At 47.2% G+C, this 17503-nt stretch carries 15 protein-coding genes, 3 tRNA genes and 3 pseudogenes; 8 read left to right on the forward strand and 13 right to left on the reverse strand.

What is annotated here, in order from left to right; genetic code table 11:
* The first annotated feature begins 701 nt into the window (after positions 1-701).
* The 5 genes from H6F91_RS21775 to H6F91_RS21795 all read left to right on the forward strand — a co-directional run bounded on the left by H6F91_RS21775 (position 702) and on the right by H6F91_RS21795 (position 4073).
* Positions 702-1610 carry a ParA family protein gene (locus H6F91_RS21775; RefSeq protein WP_190773557.1) on the forward strand — a complete coding sequence of 303 codons (909 nt, stop codon included), beginning with the start codon at positions 702-704 and terminating at the stop codon, positions 1608-1610.
* Positions 1611-1637: 27 nt separating this feature from the next.
* Entirely contained in the window at positions 1638-2783 is a 1146-nt protein-coding gene (locus H6F91_RS21780; RefSeq protein WP_190789471.1) for a ParB/RepB/Spo0J family partition protein, read from the forward strand.
* Positions 2784-3060: 277 nt separating this feature from the next.
* Complete coding sequence (locus tag H6F91_RS28025) at positions 3061-3171, forward strand: DUF1016 N-terminal domain-containing protein (protein ID WP_242035917.1); 111 nt, start codon at positions 3061-3063, stop codon at positions 3169-3171.
* A 237-nt stretch (positions 3172-3408) separates the two neighbouring features.
* The gene (locus H6F91_RS21790) at positions 3409-3900 is read left to right on the forward strand and encodes a DUF4385 domain-containing protein (protein ID WP_190773559.1); all 492 of its coding nucleotides are present in this window, start codon (positions 3409-3411) and stop codon (positions 3898-3900) included.
* Between the two features lie 11 nt (positions 3901-3911).
* On the forward strand, positions 3912-4073 hold the full coding sequence (locus tag H6F91_RS21795) for a hypothetical protein (RefSeq protein ID WP_190773560.1): 162 nt from the start codon (positions 3912-3914) through the stop codon (positions 4071-4073).
* Between the two features lie 144 nt (positions 4074-4217).
* On the opposite strand, the gene H6F91_RS21800 is transcribed toward H6F91_RS21795, so the two are convergent.
* The 3 genes from H6F91_RS21800 to tmpT all read right to left on the reverse strand — a co-directional run bounded on the left by H6F91_RS21800 (position 4218) and on the right by tmpT (position 6470).
* Complete coding sequence (locus H6F91_RS21800) at positions 4218-4496, reverse strand: HU family DNA-binding protein (protein WP_190773561.1); 279 nt, start codon at positions 4494-4496, stop codon at positions 4218-4220.
* A 264-nt stretch (positions 4497-4760) separates the two neighbouring features.
* The gene (locus H6F91_RS21805; RefSeq protein WP_190773562.1) at positions 4761-5603 is read right to left on the reverse strand and encodes an ADP-ribosylglycohydrolase family protein; all 843 of its coding nucleotides are present in this window, start codon (positions 5601-5603) and stop codon (positions 4761-4763) included.
* A gap of 228 nt (positions 5604-5831) precedes the next feature.
* A complete protein-coding gene (tmpT, locus tag H6F91_RS21810) occupies positions 5832-6470 on the reverse strand; it encodes a thiopurine S-methyltransferase (RefSeq protein ID WP_190773563.1) in 639 nt (212 codons plus the stop codon).
* A 385-nt stretch (positions 6471-6855) separates the two neighbouring features.
* On the opposite strand from tmpT, the gene H6F91_RS21815 reads away from it, so the two are divergent.
* Positions 6856-7335 carry an Hsp20/alpha crystallin family protein gene (locus H6F91_RS21815; RefSeq protein ID WP_190773564.1) on the forward strand — a complete coding sequence of 160 codons (480 nt, stop codon included), beginning with the start codon at positions 6856-6858 and terminating at the stop codon, positions 7333-7335.
* A 200-nt stretch (positions 7336-7535) separates the two neighbouring features.
* Here H6F91_RS21815 and H6F91_RS21820 read toward each other — a convergent pair whose 3' ends face one another.
* A complete protein-coding gene (locus H6F91_RS21820) occupies positions 7536-8894 on the reverse strand; it encodes a cytochrome P450 (RefSeq protein ID WP_190773565.1) in 1359 nt (452 codons plus the stop codon).
* Positions 8895-9236: 342 nt separating this feature from the next.
* On the opposite strand from H6F91_RS21820, the gene H6F91_RS27605 reads away from it, so the two are divergent.
* Entirely contained in the window at positions 9237-9404 is a 168-nt protein-coding gene (locus H6F91_RS27605) for a hypothetical protein (protein WP_199307982.1), read from the forward strand.
* A gap of 15 nt (positions 9405-9419) precedes the next feature.
* Positions 9420-9620 (forward strand): annotated as a pseudogene (locus H6F91_RS28615) (phytochelatin synthase family protein); the annotation flags it as partial.
* Here the strand turns inward: H6F91_RS28615 and H6F91_RS21830 are convergent.
* From H6F91_RS21830 to H6F91_RS28620, 9 genes and pseudogenes are all read right to left on the reverse strand, one after another.
* A complete protein-coding gene (locus H6F91_RS21830) occupies positions 9596-10240 on the reverse strand; it encodes a ThiF family adenylyltransferase (protein WP_190773566.1) in 645 nt (214 codons plus the stop codon). The pseudogene H6F91_RS28615 and the gene H6F91_RS21830 sit on opposite strands and share 25 nt — an antisense overlap.
* Positions 10241-10244: 4 nt before the next feature.
* Positions 10245-11078, reverse strand: coding sequence for a hypothetical protein (locus tag H6F91_RS21835; RefSeq protein ID WP_190773567.1), 834 nt, complete (start codon positions 11076-11078; stop codon positions 10245-10247).
* 212 nt (positions 11079-11290) lie between these two features.
* A pseudogene (locus H6F91_RS21840) lies at positions 11291-11567 on the reverse strand (hypothetical protein); the annotation flags it as partial.
* Positions 11565-11637, reverse strand: a tRNA-His gene (locus tag H6F91_RS21845). The gene H6F91_RS21845 and the pseudogene H6F91_RS21840, both read right to left, overlap by 3 nt.
* 151 nt (positions 11638-11788) lie before the next feature.
* Positions 11789-11865, reverse strand: a tRNA-Ala gene (locus H6F91_RS21850).
* Between the two features lie 181 nt (positions 11866-12046).
* Positions 12047-12120 (reverse strand) — tRNA-Asp (locus H6F91_RS21855).
* 412 nt (positions 12121-12532) lie between these two features.
* Positions 12533-15781, reverse strand: coding sequence for an efflux RND transporter permease subunit (locus tag H6F91_RS21860; protein WP_190773568.1), 3249 nt, complete (start codon positions 15779-15781; stop codon positions 12533-12535).
* A gap of 95 nt (positions 15782-15876) precedes the next feature.
* Complete coding sequence (locus tag H6F91_RS21865; RefSeq protein ID WP_190773569.1) at positions 15877-17286, reverse strand: efflux RND transporter periplasmic adaptor subunit; 1410 nt, start codon at positions 17284-17286, stop codon at positions 15877-15879.
* Positions 17287-17410: 124 nt separating this feature from the next.
* Positions 17411-17503 (reverse strand): annotated as a pseudogene (locus H6F91_RS28620) (IS5/IS1182 family transposase); the annotation flags it as partial.

Genomic DNA, 17503 nt, shown 5'->3' on the forward strand with positions numbered 1-17503 from the left:
CTGAGTTTCGATAGATCTATAAATCTGGCCCAACTCGCGCACACACTACCAGCATCCGCACGTTTGGGTTGAGTGTGTGTAGCGTTTCGATATGATGCAGCCAAGCCCGATTCTTGTTCACGAAAATCTCCAATCTATGTGGGTTTGAAGCACCACGTTATCCAAAGTTTTCTAGCCTGGATTATTCATCACCTTCTGAAACGCTTGTAGGCGATGGCTGCACAATCACCTGAAGTTAGAGCAAACTCCCTAGGGGGTAAGGGTCATCCTCTGGTAATGAATAGTCAGTGAATCATTTACACAGCAGAAAAGGGCAATGATACATCACCGGTTGAAAACGTAAATTAATATCCCACCAGGGCCAGGACGTATGTATTGCTTAGTGGCACCTAACAAAATTTTCATGCAACCACCTTAGTTTCACATCGTGTTATGTAACGTGACTATAAGCAGTACCCACATAAGATCAAAAAACTTGATCGGTTTTGTGTAAGTGCGATCGCCTAGCAGCTCTATAATTTCATTTGTGGATTAACGTTAGTCCACATTAACGTAACGCTCCCATGCCTTTTACTGTAGTTCTAAGCTTCTGAAGTGCCTGGGTAGTGCAAACATAGCTTTCTTGCAATTACCTGTGATTTAGTATTGCACTCAATAAATTTTGTGGACTAACGTTAGTCTCGCCTGCCAGGCACAGTTTCATGTTGGCGGATGTTAGCTCACTCGCTACAGCAATCCTTTTAGGTTCTATGAGAAAAAAGACAGCAAAAAAACAAGTTCGGTTGACAATCGCGAGTAATGCCGGAGGTTCAGGTAAAACAACATTGGCCGTTCATCTAGCCTACGCAGTAGGGCTAAAAGGCTATAAAGTAACCTTGATCGAATTAGATCAAAACGCCTCACTACGTATATTTGCACGGCTTGATTCTGCTTCATATGAAGAATCTGTTGCAGCAGTGCTTAAAAAAAGCTTCGATGGTAACTATCCGCTCACTCCCCTATGGACTAACCACGTTTCTACGGTAACGGCAATTCAGGGAGGAAAAGCACTAGAAGAAAGTATTCGAGAGGTCTATCTCTACGATCGCCGCCACTATAGCCTCAAAGACAGATTGGATGACTATCCCATTAATTCCGACCTGGTCATTTTTGATACTCCTGCATCTTTAGAACCGATGGGCTTATTAGCTTTAGCAGCCAGTACCCATGTTCTTGTACCCATCAAGCCAGAGTACAAAGATACTGGAAGCTTTGCAGGTTTTTTGGAGTGGTACTACAGCAAAATTAATGATTTGCGATTAAAGCCCGAACCTCAAATTATGGGATTTGTTCCAACGCGAGTTGATCTCTACGAAGTTGGAACCCATCGAGATATTTTAGGGCTAGACAAAAAGGGAAAACCCAGAAAAGACATTGACACTAGCGAAACATTGCCAGCTTTAATTGAACAAATGGGAATTCGCTGTTTCCCCTATATCAGGGAGTCAAATTACTACATCAAAGCCTGTGGAGTTGGTTTGCCACTTCATCTATACCGCCCGGGTAGTAATGCGGTGAAAGATTTCAACCCGATTGTGAATGATTTAGTGAAGTTGATGACGGAGGAATAGAAGATGGCAGCACCCAAACCAGTCGGTATGAAGCAGTTATTTGGTGAGGCGGGGCAATCTCATCAAGTTCACCAGTTAAAGAATCGAGTTGAAGAGCTTGAGGCCGAGCTCACTCAACTCCGGTCAGGTACATTAAGCTCACAGGAAAAAGTTGCTCTAGAACAACAAATAGAAGAATTAACAAGCCAGCTTGCAGCTACAGGCGGAACCCATGAAATTAGCCTTAGTCTGATTGAGCCTGATCCCAACCAACCCAGAGCAACTTTTCCGAAAATACTGATTCAAGAAAGAGCAGAGAGTTTGACCCGGCATGGCCAGAAAACTCCAATCATTGTTGTTCCTCAAGCCAACGGACGATACGTTTTATTTGAGGGGGAGCTGCGGTGGCGAGCTGCTAGCCTGTTGGGTTGGAAAACTCTTAAGGCCGTCTTTTTGCTAGAAGAAGCAGTAGATGAAGGAGATATTTTTGAGGGACAATTGGTTACCAGTATTCACTCTCAAAAATTACATGATCTAGATTTGGCGGCGGCTCTGGTCCGGCTCATTACTCACCGCTATCCTTACTTTGAGGATCAGGAAAAAACAATTCCTAAAACCCTTAAGTCTGTTATTCGCAGGCTTGAACGAGGTGGACAGTTATCAAAGCTATCGGAAATTAGAATTGCAAACCATGAAGAGCAGGAACTATGGCTTGAATCAGTTGGATTTAAGCAGGTAGAAGAACGAGATATTTTTGCTGTCCTTCTGGGGCTGCAACTCCATCCAGTATCCATTAGTAACAACATCTTTCCTTTACTAGATCTACCAGAAGATTTGAAGCAGGTTATCAAATCGGAAGGACTCGAAAGTAGTAAAGCCCGAGAGTTGAACAAGCTGACAGCGGAGCTATTAGAGGTGAGTGAGTCAAAAGCTCGCTCAATTCGATTGGAAGTATCAGAAAAAGTTGTTCAAGAAAAGCTGCCGCTAAGCCAGACTAAAGCTTTAGTAAAAGACACTTTAAAGCAGTATCAAACAACTAACTCTAAGGTCAAACAACCTAAAGTAGCTGAGAAGGCAATCAAAACCATTCAATCTATTGAGCTACAGGAAATTGAGCAAGACCAATTAGAGGAATTGAGGCAAGCTCTGAAAAATAAGCTCCAAGAAATTGAAAGGATGATCGGAGCTGTGTAAGCACAGGCCCTTATTGAGGGCTCTATTTGGGTGGGTGTTTATTGAAAGGATCATGGGCAGTAAGCTATCTTAGGGCAAGTATGAAAGCTTTTTCCAGTCTTTAAAAGAACGAATTCAACAGGCTCAACTCTAAGTCGCTCTTTCAGTTAATCGAGAACTGAGGAGATTTCTGCGTAAGAATTTACCTGTGATGTGGATGCTTTGCCCGCAAAGCGGGCAAAGCATCCACATCACAGAGGTAATTTTATTGCTGGAAATCTCCTGAGTTTTGAGTTTGTTGTACTGGCATCTTGGCAGGGAGATTCTTCAGCGACAACAGGAGCAAGGCTGGGGAGCAAAAGTCATTGAGAGGTTAGCAAGCTGCTTCAAAAAGGAGTTCTCGATATGAGCGTTTTTTCATGCTCTAATCTCCTGAATATGCGAGCGTTTGCAGAAGCTTACTCAATATTCCCCTCAAAAATGTCCAACAGGTGTTGGGCATTTTGGCACTATCCTTACCCAAATACATATACAGAATGTTGGAAGTGCAGTATGTCAGAAGAGCGATTTTATCAGTAATAGATTGAGGCAAGATAAAGAAGCTGGGTCAATCGTGGCAATCCTGAATTTAGCTAAGCTTTTGTAGATGAAGGAATTTGATTATTCACTCGATTTCAAGCTAATCGACTTTCGGCAGCATCCAGAACTGTACCGCATCGGGAAGGGCGAACAGGGTGTTTTGCTAGTTGAACCCTACAAAAGCGAAATTTTGCCCTACTGGAAGTTCAAAACCCCAGAAATTGCCCGTCAATCCTCTGATAGAATTTACAACCTGTTTCTCCAGTACAAGACCCAAGGCGATTTCGTTGGAATGGACATGGCGCGAAAGTTTCTACAGATGGGTTATACGCGATCGCGTCGTTATGCCAATCACAAGTCAGGACGCAAATATGTAGCAGGGTCGAAAACAGTTCTGCCCCGAGAAGAAGATCCGATTAAAGCTGAATCCGCCAGAATTTTTTATGAGAAGTGGCAATTGGCTAAGACGGACCTGGAATATATTCGCTTGAGCGATCGCCATCGTGAGCAGTACGAACGCCTTGAAACCGCTGCTGTCAAAAGTTCAGGTTCTCAGTAGGGAGTAGCGATGTGAAGTTCTCAGATCTGAAAGGCATTTTTGCTCAGGAACAAACGAGCCGAGGGCTATGGGTTGTTGGTCTGAATGCAGAAGGGCGACAGGTCGAGGTGCTTTTTCACATCACCAATGAACCAAAAGCCAACTGGGAAGCCGTAAATGTGAGATACCTGTAAGCAGAAACAAGATTTTGTGAAAGGAGTTTTCCCTAAGTAACACTTCAAAGCATTTTGTAAGCGTAAGCATCAAGCAAAACCAGGAAATGGGCCAATGCCCATTTCCTGGTCAATCAAATCTTGTATCGCGACTTCTCAATAGAATTATTGAGGAGCTACTTTCTCCTTAAACATTTTCCCTGCAGAAAATGCAGGAACTTTTGTCGCAGGAATAGTCATGGTTTCCCCAGTTTTGGGGTTTCGCCCCTCACGAGCCTGACGATCCCGAGGTTCAAATGTCCCAAATCCAACTAACGTTACCTTGTCCCCTTGAGAAACAGATTCCATAATGGTTTCGATCGCGGCCGATAATATGCCATCTGCCACCTTCTTGGTAACGTTTGCCTTCTCAGCTATCTGATCGACCAGTTCACCTTTGTTCATAAGGGATCCCCAACAATTTCTTTGAGTTTGCAGGCCATTATAACGATTAGATTACAAATGGCAACATTTCTGCAATAGGCTTTTAGTAGTTTGCAATAGTACTGCCACAGGTAGTTTCTATCTAGAGCTTGCTTTTCTGAAGATGCTCTACTTCACTGCATCAATGTAGAAGGGAATGCATATCAGCTTAAATATCAATTTTACGATCAGTTCATTAGCGATCGCCCCAGCTTACTAAGTCCTCCACTCACACAAATACAACAATTACCGCTGGACTTTCTCTAGTAATTTAGTATCAAGTTGACGCAGATAATCCCGCCCGTATGCTTCGTTCTCCAAGCCATCCACCAAATGCTGCGGTAAATCTTGAGTTACCTCTTGGCTGCAACTGGCAGCCGCTAATGCGATCGTTGCCACCGTGTCAACATCACCTCCAAAGCTGATGCAATCTTGCAAAATGGCACAGAGGCTTGTGTGAGGAAGCACTGCTGTCACTGCTGCTCTAACGCTCATCCATCCTTTGGCTCCTACTTCGCCCTGCCACGGCTCACTCCACTGATACCCAGGAACATGGCGATCAAGAAACTCACCGAGTGCTGACTTAGCACCCAGGTTGTAGAGAAAATAATGCGTCATCAAGGCTGAGGCCTGAGCGGCACTAATTCCAGCAGCGGTATTATGTGTCAGCTGCGCTTGAATCGATGCTCGCTTTAATACCTCTTCCAGCGTTGTGAAAATACCAATTGGACTTGCCCTCATCGCAGCCCCACTTCTATCACTTACAGGTTGAATGTGAGCAAGGAACTGCTCTCCAGTTTGAGTCTGCTGTAGAAATGCGTAAAAGCGTGAAGCATAACCTTCACGAGGATCACGATGGAAGACGTCAACAAAACGACGAGCAAGGTTTAGAGGTGTCCAAGGATCGTCTGCCACAATTGCTTCTGCGATCGCTAAACTCATTTGCGTATCATCCGTATATTGACCCGGGCGGGTACGATAGCGGGGATGCTGGAAATAACCAGATAAATTATTTCGTTCCAGAACCTGCTTTGAAGCATATTCAAATCCAGCACCGTATGCATCTCCAATCGCTAACTCTAATAACATCTCTCCCTCTCAAAAAGCTTCTACTCAGGCTAACCTTGCGATAACTACAGATTAGCTGTATGCATTCCTACAAACCATTAAGTAAGCTAACAGGCAAGCTCAACGGCACCCTGCGGACCAATGATGATATGCCCTAATTCTGTAGGATGGCGGCTTGAGGCGTATCAGTTCGTGCGGCTGCGGCGGTAGTGTCCGCGCCGCCGTAGTGGATGATATAAACCTAGCCCTTTAAGGTTTTTGGAGCAACCAAACCGTCTCAATTGACGCAACTTTTCCCTTTAATCTACGGCCACCATCCTTATGTTCAACACGATTCAATCGATAAGCGGCCGCATAATGGCGTTTTACTTCTGCTTCGTTGACTGAAAACGGGGGTCCATCCATTAGTTGTTCATCGTATTCGTAGCAGATCAGCAACTGCGGTGCCGCATTCGTGATTTTTATCAGGTGTGACGTATATTGATTCCGCATGTCTGCTGGCATTGCAACCAACGCTGCTCGGTCATATATCGCGTCAACAAGTCCAAGAACTTCAACAGATACATCAAAAATATCACCGACCAATATGTCGATATCCTTTGCGCAGTAGCGGGTTAATTTTTCAACTCTGGAAATTTCTGGCTCGATTCCAAGGTCATTAAACAAATCGTTGATTGCGAGTTCGCTCAATTCTGCACCGACAACGCGATAACCACCAGCCAGCAACCATGCAAAATCGCGTGTCTTGCCACACAAAGGCAGAAATATACGGCTACCCTTGGCCAGATTTAATCCTTCAAAATGTTTTATTAGTAATGCATTTGCCTCACTTTGGTGAAAACCGATATCACCCTTTTCCCATTTTTGATGCCAGAAACTTGCTTCCATATCAGCTCCTTTGCTGCTCAAGATATCAATCACATGCGACGAACTTAATAACGTGGGTCTTGTACTCAGTTGTGTTTGAAGATAAGATACAACTTCAAGTTGACTTGAAGTCAAGCAGTAGTTGCACAAAAAAATAATGAATATCACTGAGGTCTCAAAGGCTTCTGGATTACCTGCCTCAACGCTACAGCCCCGGTTGTTTTTATGAAAGCCGCGCTAAGCGCGGCTCTCATAAAAACAACCGGATTTTAAGTGATTGAAAAACGCTGTAAGTTGCGGGAATTTCACCTTAAACTGTCGAGTTTACCTCCCCCCTGCTATACAGACGTTGCGGCACCATAGGGACATGATGATTCAACACCTAAATCGTTACCCAACCCCTTCTATGCTGACCCGTTACCGGCATCCCCTCTACGAAATTGAAGCCATGCGTCGTCAGTTTGATCATCTCTTTGATGAACTGACCACGACCAACACTCAATCGAGTGTCTGGACACCGGCCATTGAGTTACAGGATACGGGTGATGCCTTTACGCTCCGTGCTCAAATTCCTGGCCTTGAAGCCAAGGACATTGATATTCAGGTAAGCCGAGAAGCGATCGCCATCTCCGGTGAGCGTCACCAGCAGTCCAAGCAGAAGGACAACAATATACTTCGTTCTGAGTTCCGCTACGGCAAGTTCCATCGCGTCCTTCGCCTCCCTGCTGCGGTACAAAATGACCAGATACAAGCCGAATATAAAGATGGCATTTTGCATCTGACACTGCCGAAGACCCCTGAAGTCCGAAATCAGGTTATTAAAGTCAGTCTGAGCAATACACCTGTGACCTCAGAGAGCGAACCTGCCATTGAGGCCAACAGCTAATTCAGCTGACTGAGGCTGTAGTAATAGCCTTTTCTAAAGTGTGAAATCATAAGCAGGGTGGCAATTTGCCCCCTGTTTTTTCTTGGATGACAGCGGCCACCACTGCTTGGATCTAGTGGTCTGTCAATGCATCAGGTTCTCGTCCACCAAGCAGATCCTCTGATGCTTTTTGATTAGTTTAGTCAAGCCTGAATATTGACTCACGTCACGCCTCCCAGCCTCGTAGTCAGAACCATCTGTACCCCCCTAGCCGGAGCAAAGGTCACCCCTCGCCGCTGAGGGTATTCAGGAGATGAATCTGCCAGTTCTAATCGACAGTGAGAAAGCAGGGTTGCAATCACTAATTTCATCTCAAATTGAGCTAATGCTTCCCCAATACAACGGCGCGTACCACCACCAAATGGAAGGAATTCGTAAGGAGAGAATTGCCGTTCTAAAAAGCGCTCTGGCTTAAACAATTTAGGATTCGGATAGAGATCTGGGCGCTGATGAGTCAGATAAATGCAACCATACAGTCTCATTCCAGGTTCTAATTGATAACCCATCAGTTCTACAGGCTCTTTGACCTCTCTGGGCAAGGTGAGTGTTGCAACAGGGAAAAGGCGTAGAGACTCGTTACAGACGGCAGTGAGATAGGGCAATTGTACAACGGTAGTTGGATCTGGAGCCTTTCCCAGGTAACTCAGTTCTACAAGTAGCTCTTTGCCAACTTCAGGATGGCGATGAATCCAATACAGTGCCCAGGCGATCGCCGTTGCAGTTGTTTCATAACCCGCTAACAGAAGCGTAAATAGCTCATCATGCAATTGGGCATCATTCAGGGGTTGGCCCGTTTCATCCTGGGCTAGCATCAGCAAACTCAGAATGTCTGAACCCACATGCTGCTGACTACGACGATTGGAAATTTCAGCATAGATCAGTTCCCTCATCTGCCGTTGCAGATGCCGCACATATCCCCAAGGGCTTCGCGTCCCCCAATCCTTTTGTAAAGACGGAAAGAAAAGCAAACCACCAATAAAAGGAGATTGTAGTGAATCGGTGAATTGAACAATGAGTGACTTGAGATGATGGAAGCGTTCCTCTTGATCAATTCCGAAAACGACCTTAAGAATCACGGCTAAGGAGATTTCTTGCGCTAACTGACGAGCAGAAAACTGAGTACCAATTTCCAGCGAAGCCACTGCTTGGTCAACCAATTCACAAATTAATTCTCCATAAGTTTGCATCCGCTCACCATGAAATGGAGGCATTAACAATCGACGTTCCTGACGATGGCGAGAACCCTCCATGGCAAAAATGGAGTAATCCCCAGTCAATGGTTGTAGCAGTTGATTAGGCGGAGCAATAAATTGCTTTGTGTCGTTCGAGAAGATGCGCTGGATTGCTTGGGGATTGCTGACAAACAACACAACCGGGTGATTGCCAATGACAGGAGCATTAAAAATTTCTCCATATCGCTGTGCAGCCTCCATGTAGGCAATTGAATTCCGTGTGTACTGGATTTTTTGCAGCCAGCGAGGAGATTGTGGGCCAGCAGGAAGATTGTTTTTTGAAATCATAAGTGTAAGTAAGTGGGTAGAAATGATAATTTATTGATTTCGTCGTTAGACCCATGGAACTGCATCAGTTTAAAGTGTTGGAATCTAATGAGCAATATGGATACTAGAAACTTTCACGGTCTTGAGGTGGGGCTATATTCCTGTTTCTCAAGATGTTGGCATTCAAGCGGTCTTGCTGTCCCACTTCTACGGCAAAAGCGCGGTTGTGACTGCCAAAAGTTAGGCTGGGTGCTGCTCAGTTTTTTCACGGGCTTGTAAAACCAGATCGGTATGAAAAGCGCATTACTATGATGGGAAGGCAATTCATACTGCCCCTAAGACACATCGATGAGAACTGCGCCCATGACATCACGATGGAGAAAGCTACCGGCCCTGCTGCTGTTCGGAGTGGGACTTCTGGGTGGTAGAGCGATCGCTCAAACCCTACCCCTACCTGCCGACTTGATTGCCTTTAACTCTCCTCCGGACCAGGAACTTTTGCTAGAACGTGAAGCAGAAGAGGATTTTTGAAATCTTAGCAGCCAATTTATAACACAGGTAAATCAAGCATACTATGGTGTTGCAAGTATGGTGATGGTGCTTAATAGTTTGGGAATTCCTGCCCCTGTAGCGTCCCAGTATGAGCCTTACCATGTATTCACGCAAGAGAACTTTTTTGATAATTCATCAATTCGTGAAGTATTAAACCCCGATGTGGTCGCTCAACAGTTCAGATTAAGAAGCTGAACACTTAAATCCTTTAAAGTAAGTGTGTAATGCTGTTGTTTACCTGTTGCGATAAAAGAGACAATTGTCTCACAAGCTACCGCTACCGTTAGCATCACCAAATTACGTGCTAAAGGATAATCACAGACATCATCATTGGCATCAGACGGAACTCGATAAGCATCATTCCAAATAACTTCTGCATACTCCGCAGAAAGCCCAGCATGAAGGCAAGGAATCTCAGTGCGATCGGCATAATCCTTTACGGCTTGACGAGAGGTGCTGTTGTCAAAGACGTCAATAATCAAGCCACTATCTCTAAGGAGTTGAGCAGCATTTACCGCAGTCAACTCTTTGGTTTCGGCTTCTACCTTGGTTCCGATCGCCCGATACAGATTATTGGCTAAGATTTTGGATTTGAATGCACCAACATCCGAACGGTAGTAGGGTTGAGTTGACAGATTCCGTTCCTCAATGCGATCGCGATCAATAACTTTCAGATTGCCAAATCCAGCACGAACTAAATTTTCAGCCAGGTTTGCACCCAAGGCTCCTGCACCACAAATGGTCACAGGGAAATTCTTTAGCTTCGCCATTACCACATCTGTCCGGTGAAGCTGCTCATGAAAAAAGATGCTCATTATCTCACCACTCCCGATGTTCCATCACACCTACCAACGATTGCAGGTCGAAGTCGCGATCGCGTCCACTCAGACAAATACCAGAACTGACAACGGTCAGGTCGCCTTTAGCGATCGCACTGGTATGACGCACACCATCTGATGTTGTCCAATCCACTGTCCAGTAATCCCCTCGATCCTGGAGCTGGTGTAGTTCACCGCCACCCAATTTGAGAGCTTGCCGCAGTCGCTTTTCATCCCGTTGAGGTTGGGCAAATTTTTCTATCTGCTGAGCCGCTAACTCGTAGAGCGTTCGCATTTCTGGAGTCATCCCCTTAAATTGCAATTCCTCAACGGGAGTTAACTGTTTGAGGTTGGATTGCAAGGTTTCAGCGATCGCAGGGTCAGCGCGGCGATCAATGTCCTCAAACCAACAGGAATTTCCATTCCAGCGAGCGAGAACTTGCTCAAAGGCAACGCCTTCTGTCACCAGATGAGCAACCAAAGGTTTAACTGCCTTAAACCGCTGCCGCATATCCACTTCATTGATTGGATACGCCAGCCAACTTTGATTTTGTAAACGATATGCCAACCGCAATCGAACTACTAGAAACTGCTGCAAGTAAGTAGCGATCTGGGGTAAATCTGCTCCTTCAACTAGCATTGCGGTTTGTTCATCCACAGGCCGAAAAATGCCCCATCCTTCAAACTGCCGAGGTTGAGAAGTGAAGGTGTAGACCATTCCTGTCACCCGTGTCCGAACTCGTCCACCCTTAACACAAGGTGCGAGAAATTGAGTTGATTGCAATTGTGCTTCAGCACTCGCAATCTGGTTGAGTAGCTTACGGATGTCAGTCATCGTAATCTCCTGCGTGCAAGTGTGGTTGAATTTAGTGCCGAGTGGTAGGCATCAGCCACATCCCCGTTCGCTCCAGCCAGTTTTTTACCAGCGGCTCTGGAAGACGGTTTAGCAGCTTGAGCATGCCCCATGTATTGACCTTCATGGCTTTAGCTTCCCTGGCTGGAAGGAAGGGGACTACCCAGCCCAAAGAGATGTGGCAGTCCAACTTCCTATTTATCCGATCGCACGGGCAATGGCGTGTCCAGAATCTCCATCAGCAACTCCAGCCGAGAAGGGCGCGTCAGCAGCGGTACAAGCTTGGGTAAGCTGTAGTAGTTCCCCGCAAAGGTAGAACGTCTCTACAGGCGCTTGCTGTCCCTTCAGTTGACTCTCCAGCCAGTTGCAGTAACCACCGACACGGACAATCACGACATTGGGCATCACTGCCAGCTCCCGGTAATAGGTCTTGTAGACCTCACCGAAGTAGGGAGCCACGTTCTCCCCCTCGACTGACGAGGGTTGAACTCGCTAACACTGGTGTCACAAACCAGCCCCTCCACCACTTCGGGTTCAGTCGCAGTGGCTCTGATCGGAATCGAACCAATCACCTCCCGATGAGAGTTGCACTCATCCCTCGTACAAGTTCACAAAGCAGTTTTTGGCTTCTTAACAGGAAGTTGTATGTAAGCTTTGCCGGTTACTGCCACTAGAGCTACAGACCCAGGTTTTGGTGGATTCTGGTCGGATTTGAACCGACATCTTCCTGCTTGCAAGGCAGACGCTTTCCCAATTAAGCTACAGACCCATGATTACCGAATGGAAGGCGAACCCAGATCAAGAGAGAGCCGCATCCTTATTGGCAGCATCGGCGGGAAGTTACACCCACTTCTCCATGCTTGAGAGACACGGCAACTGATCTCTTCGTCCACGATGCTCAAGATTTCCTTTCTATAAGGCACAGAGCACCCCAAAAATAGGAAACAAAGCGAGGGTGATGGGATTTGAACCTACAATATCCAGTTCGACGGACTGGTGCTTTAACCCGCTAAGCTACATCCTCAAGATGGAAATTATTCACTTGTTCAGGTTCGGAGGGGTTACTACAGAACCTTCGTGAGAGGTTACAGTGTTAATACTACAGTTATACTACAATCACACTACAAGTTGTCAACCCTGTGCCATGATTTTTTGAAATAGGAGAGAGTGCTTGTTCGAATAATGGTTCTAATGCTTTGAAAAGTCTCTCAACAGCTGATTTTTCTTACGCAAAGCGCATGAAAAATCAGCTGTTCAAACAACCTCTTACAACGCTTTTCAAGCGCTGTAAGAGGTTGTTTTTGTGAGAGCCGCGCTGCGCGCGGCTCCCACAAAAACAACCGTGGCTGATTCAAGCGCAAAGCGCTGTAGGTTAAGGAGGAAACATGGGAATGGCTCTTCTGCCACAACTTGCTTCTCCTGAAAAATAGTATCCGTTAGGCTGCCCGTCGTTTACGTCTTCGGGGTAACCATTGTTCTCCTGCATCGCGAAATACATCATGCAGAATTAAATAAAAGCATGGAATGATGAACAGCGTTAATAATGTTGCAAGGGAAAGTCCAGAAAACACCACGATTCCGAGCGGTTGAAGAAATTCACCTCCTTGTCCCAATCCCAATGCCAGGGGAAACATGCCGAGAACAGTCGTAATGGTTGTCATAAGAATTGGGCGGAGGCGTTGAGGAGCTGCACTGAGTATGGCAGCACGACGATTAACTCCTTTCTCCTCACGAATCTGGTTGGCAAATTCAACCATAATGATGGCATTGTTAACAACAATGCCTACCAGTAGCACAGCCCCCACAATAACGGTGGCACCTACGGCTGTCTGAGTCAGGAACAACCCAAAGATACCGCCAATTAATGCCAGTGGAATGGTAAAGAGAATCACCAATGGGTCTACTAAGGAGTTGTATTGCACAGCCATCACGACGAATACGAGAAAAGCTGCCAGCCCTCCTAGAATCGGAAGGGAGGATTGCAATTGCTGGTTACTTTGAGCAGCCGTGCTGGGAAGTAAACTGGCTCCTGCTGGTAGATCTATGCCCTGGATGATCTGGTCTACCTCCTTCAACGCATCTCCCAGGTTAGCTCCCTCATTTAGATTGCCTGCAATAATATACACTTGCCGCTGATTAATTCGCTGGATTTGGCCTGGAGCCTGCCCTTCTTCAATATCTGCCACATCACCCAGGCGAATGGGACGGTTATTCGCTGTGAATAGGGGTAAACTTGCCAGCTGGGATGGGCGGCTAATGGCTTCATCGTTTAACTCCACCCGTACATCGACCAACCGATTTCCCCGCTGCAGCTGGGTCGCTACACTCCCCTGAATTGCCGTTTCTAACGTATCACCAATATCCTGGATATTCAGGTTGAGAGCAGCCAGCCGTTCGCGATCGCGGCGAATCTGAATCTCCGGTTGACGTGGATCGGCATCCGCGCGAAAACTGGCCAGCGTTGCCTGCTGCTCTAATGCCTCAAGCACTTGACGCCCCGCCTGATTCAGCGTTTGCTCATTATTGCCCTGCAAAATTACATCAATCTCTGCTCCACGCACAGGAGAGTTGTTAAGAATTAAGCCACGCACCTGCCCAGGATTGAGCCGTAGCCGTATATCAACCAGGTTAAGCTTCTGAAATTCTTGAGTCACTCTGGAAACAAAGGCTTCCACATCGGTTCCTGGCTTCAGAGTGATGGTGCTGGAACTCCGCAGTGGGTTTTCGCTGGTATTGCTACCAAACAAAAAGCCGCCAATGGTTGTGAATACATACTCTGTTTCGGGTTGTGCCCGTACAATTTTATCCACTTCATCCATGACTTTGCGGTTGGATGCAATGGGCGTGCCGGATGGAAATTGGGCAATCAGGTTTGCCTGCCCCGTATTGATGCGCGGCAGGATTTCCTGAGGTAATCGAGTTGCCATAAAAGCACCGCTCACCCCGAATATCAACACGATGCTTGTAACAACCAACCATCGGTGATCTAAAACCCAGCCGAGGAAACGACCGTAGCCGTTAGTTGCAGCCATGAACCGCTGGTTAAATTGGCGTAAGAACCAGAACTTATCAATGCCTGTAGACCAGCGAATAGCTAAAAGCCGTGAAGTTGCCATTGGGACAACCGTAACGGCAATGAGAATGGAGGCTGCAACCGCAAAGGTAATCGTTAAAATCAATTCATTAAACAGCAGGGCAATAAATCCACCAATCAATAGAAAAGGGAGAACAGCAACCAGGTTTGTACTGGTTGAAGCAATCAGCGCCGATTCAATCGACTGGCTGCTTTCAATCGACTGCTGAATCAATTTCTTGGAGCTGAGACGGGTTTTACTATTCTGTCCAGGCGTTACTCCCGCGCCTTCAGCGATCGTCTCCAGCATCACAATCGAGTTGTCTACCACAATCCCCACGCCTAGCGCCAACCCCCCCAGGCTGAAAACATTGAGGGAGAGGTTGAAGACCCCCATCAGAATAATGGCGGCCAGGGTTGCCAGAGGAATTGCCAGCACAATAATGAGAGTCTGCCGAACGGACCCGAGAAATAGTAGAACGGCGATCGCCGCTAATCCTGCCCCAATCAATCCAGAGGATGTCACATTGGAAATTGCATTTTGAATAAATACCGATTCATCCAGAGTTGTGACCAGTTGCATATCTTCTGGGATCACTCCCTGCTGACGCAACTCCTCCAGGCGTTGTTTCACACCTTTCACAACCGTAATGGTGTTCGCATCGGGTTGCTTTTGAATACTAACTTTAACGGCTGGTTGTCCATTCAAATTGACAAAAATCCGCTGTTCTCGAGTGCCGTCAATGACCTCAGCGAAGTTTCGCAAGTAGACCCGATTGGTCGGTGTACTTTGGGCTGGAGATTCGTTACCCTGAGCTGTTTCTGTCTCCTGGGTTCCACTGTCTGTACCCCCGGCAGCAAAGGATAAATTGCGAATCTCCTCCGCATCCTGAAACCGTCCGATCGCCCGTGTCAGGGGTTCTGAATTTCTGCCGTAAATCCGTCCACCTGAAATGTCCTGGTTGTCCTCTTCCAACTCCGTTAGAACGTCACGCAGACCAACCCCAATCGCTTGCAAGCGATTTAGATCGAGCAGCACTCGGACTTCTTCTTCTTCTCCCCCTGCCACATCAACGGCAGCAACTCCTTCCACAACGCCCAGCTCTCGTGCTAATTCTTCATCCGCAAAGACCCGTAACTCTACCGGGCTGAGGGACGTGGAGGTGACCGCCATCTCGTAAATGGGAGACTGAGCAGGGTCTACTTTGAATAAGCGTGGAGATTCAATAGTATCAGGTAGTTCGCCCTGTGCTCGGTTGAAGGCGGCCGTGGCATCGTTTAAGGCCTGATCAATGTTGCCACCTGGCCTGAAGAACAAATCCACGCTGACCTGTCCTTCCCGCGTTTGGGAATAGACCTGCACAACACCTTCGGTTGCAGCTAAGGCCTCCTCCAGAGGCCGGGTCACTTCATCGACCGCAACTTCGGGAGAGATACCCGGTGCATCTACCCTGACACCAATACGGGGATAGGTGATGGATGGTAGCAGATCAACCGAAAGAGTCGTAATAAAGAAGACTCCGATCACGATAACGGCTAACGTCAGCATAAGCGTACCAATATGCTGACGAATAGAAATAGCACTAATACTGAAAGAAGGAGATGATGCCATAGGAGAAAGGGTTAAAGGGTGAGGGAAGGATTGTACAAAGATGGAATGACACTGAGTCAATTCGCTATCGTTTACTCAGCAGCCAATACGTTTCCTTATCCTTCTGGAGGGTTTTCCTGTTCCGATAGAACGCTAAATCGAATGGCGTCTCCGTTTTTAAGCGGCCGAGTGCTGCGGACAACGTAGCGATCGCCCTCCTCCAAGCCCGAGATAATTTCAACCTGGCCATCACCCTGCCTACCGAGCGTGACCGAGCGAGCTGTCACGGTTGCCTCGTCACCTGAACCCGTCACAACAAAAATTGTGCCAATATCACTGGGTAAATTCCGCCCTTCTCCAGAAGCCTTCTCGGATGGGTTAGCTTGAGTAGAATTGGATGCCGATTGTTCTGGTTGATTCCCACCTGATGACTGGCTACGGTTGTCTTGATTCACCTGTAAGGCGATTTCGGGAACGACAACGCGCGATCGGTTTGTACGTTGAGTGAACACGACCCGCGCCAGTAAACCACTACCGATTTGGCCGCCAGGATTGGGAATTGTGACTTCAACGGGAATAAGCCGGGCAACCGGATCTGCGGCGGGAGAAATGCGGTCTACGCGTCCGCTGAAGGTTTTCTCCGGAAACGCATCGAGTCGAACCTCGACAGATTGGCCGGGTTGAATAGTGCTCAACTCCAATTCCGACAGTTGAACCGCGACTTTGACCTGACTAAAGTCTCCCAGACGCAAGATTTCACTCCCGGCCTGGATGATATTTCCGGGTTCAGAACTGCGCTCTAACACAGAGCCAGTCACCGGAGAACTGAGTACGGTAAATCCTTGCTGTGCACGCCCTTGAGCCACAACTGCCCGCTGTGCCTCTACCCGTTGTTGTGCTGCGACGACCTGCTGTTGCCGACTGCGAACCTGCTGTTGTGTAGACCGCAACGTTGCTTCCGCAGTATCGACGTTGGTCCGGGCCTGCTCTAGCTGTTGAATTGGAATGGCTCCTTCTTGGGCAAGAAATTGTAGGCGGCTCAAATCCGAACGGGCCTGTTCTAACTCGCTTGCAGCGCGGGTGACTTGAGTTTGAGCATCACTAACCTGGGCTTCAACATTGGCTACCTCAGCTTGAAGGGCGGCAGCTTCGGCCTGTGCCTCCGCAACGGTAGCCACCTGTACTGTGTTATCAAGACGGGCAAGGGATTGTCCCTGCTGAATGCGATCGCCCACATCCACAGCCAGATCCAATAACTGAGCCTGTATTTGCGATCGGAGTGATACTTCTCGGAATGGTTGGGTCGTGCCTGTATATTCCAGGGATTCCTCCACATTGCCAATCTGGGCGATCGCCACATCGACGGCCGCAGCTTCTTCCTGGGCTTGCTCCTGACCATTCCTACTACTAGGCTCAGCATCAGCTTTCGGTAAATTACAGCCTGTTAATGCCAGCAGTAACACGACCAATGAAGCCCGACAGATGATGCCAGTTCTTCTGGAATTCAACAGCGAAAGGGGGAACATACAGCTTTTCCCTACTGCTTTACATTTCTTAGTTAGTTAAACTAACTATTAGTCTTACGTAGTGTTAGCTCATTTCTTCTATGCCCTTAGATGGATATATGGCTTATAGAGCCCATTTGATATCTTAAGAAGGGGCTGAAAGCCTCTTCAGCATTAGCCGGATGAAGCAAAGATCGATTTGGGCTTTGGCGTGAGATAAAGTACGCTCAAAGTTCTT

The organism is Leptolyngbya sp. FACHB-8, assembly GCF_014695575.1.
In the GTDB taxonomy this organism is placed as follows: Bacteria; Cyanobacteriota; Cyanobacteriia; order Elainellales; family Elainellaceae; genus Vacuolonema.

Excerpts from the sequence above, each read along its gene's own strand:
- H6F91_RS21775 (WP_190773557.1), top strand. The coding sequence starts at position 702 with ATGTTGGCGGATGTTAGCTCACTCGCTACAGCAATCCTTTTAGGTTCT.
- H6F91_RS21780 (WP_190789471.1), top strand. The coding sequence starts at position 1,638 with ATGAAGCAGTTATTTGGTGAGGCGGGGCAATCTCATCAAGTTCACCAG.
- H6F91_RS21790 (WP_190773559.1), top strand. The coding sequence starts at position 3,409 with ATGAAGGAATTTGATTATTCACTCGATTTCAAGCTAATCGACTTTCGG.
- H6F91_RS21800 (WP_190773561.1), bottom strand. The coding sequence starts at position 4,496 with ATGAACAAAGGTGAACTGGTCGATCAGATAGCTGAGAAGGCAAACGTT.
- H6F91_RS21805 (WP_190773562.1), bottom strand. The coding sequence starts at position 5,603 with ATGTTATTAGAGTTAGCGATTGGAGATGCATACGGTGCTGGATTTGAA.
- tmpT (WP_190773563.1), bottom strand. The coding sequence starts at position 6,470 with ATGGAAGCAAGTTTCTGGCATCAAAAATGGGAAAAGGGTGATATCGGT.
- H6F91_RS21815 (WP_190773564.1), top strand. The coding sequence starts at position 6,856 with ATGCTGACCCGTTACCGGCATCCCCTCTACGAAATTGAAGCCATGCGT.
- H6F91_RS21820 (WP_190773565.1), bottom strand. The coding sequence starts at position 8,894 with ATGATTTCAAAAAACAATCTTCCTGCTGGCCCACAATCTCCTCGCTGG.
- H6F91_RS27605 (WP_199307982.1), top strand. The coding sequence starts at position 9,237 with ATGACATCACGATGGAGAAAGCTACCGGCCCTGCTGCTGTTCGGAGTG.
- H6F91_RS21830 (WP_190773566.1), bottom strand. The coding sequence starts at position 10,240 with ATGAGCATCTTTTTTCATGAGCAGCTTCACCGGACAGATGTGGTAATG.
- H6F91_RS21835 (WP_190773567.1), bottom strand. The coding sequence starts at position 11,078 with ATGACTGACATCCGTAAGCTACTCAACCAGATTGCGAGTGCTGAAGCA.
- H6F91_RS21860 (WP_190773568.1), bottom strand. The coding sequence starts at position 15,781 with ATGGCATCATCTCCTTCTTTCAGTATTAGTGCTATTTCTATTCGTCAG.
- H6F91_RS21865 (WP_190773569.1), bottom strand. The coding sequence starts at position 17,286 with ATGTTCCCCCTTTCGCTGTTGAATTCCAGAAGAACTGGCATCATCTGT.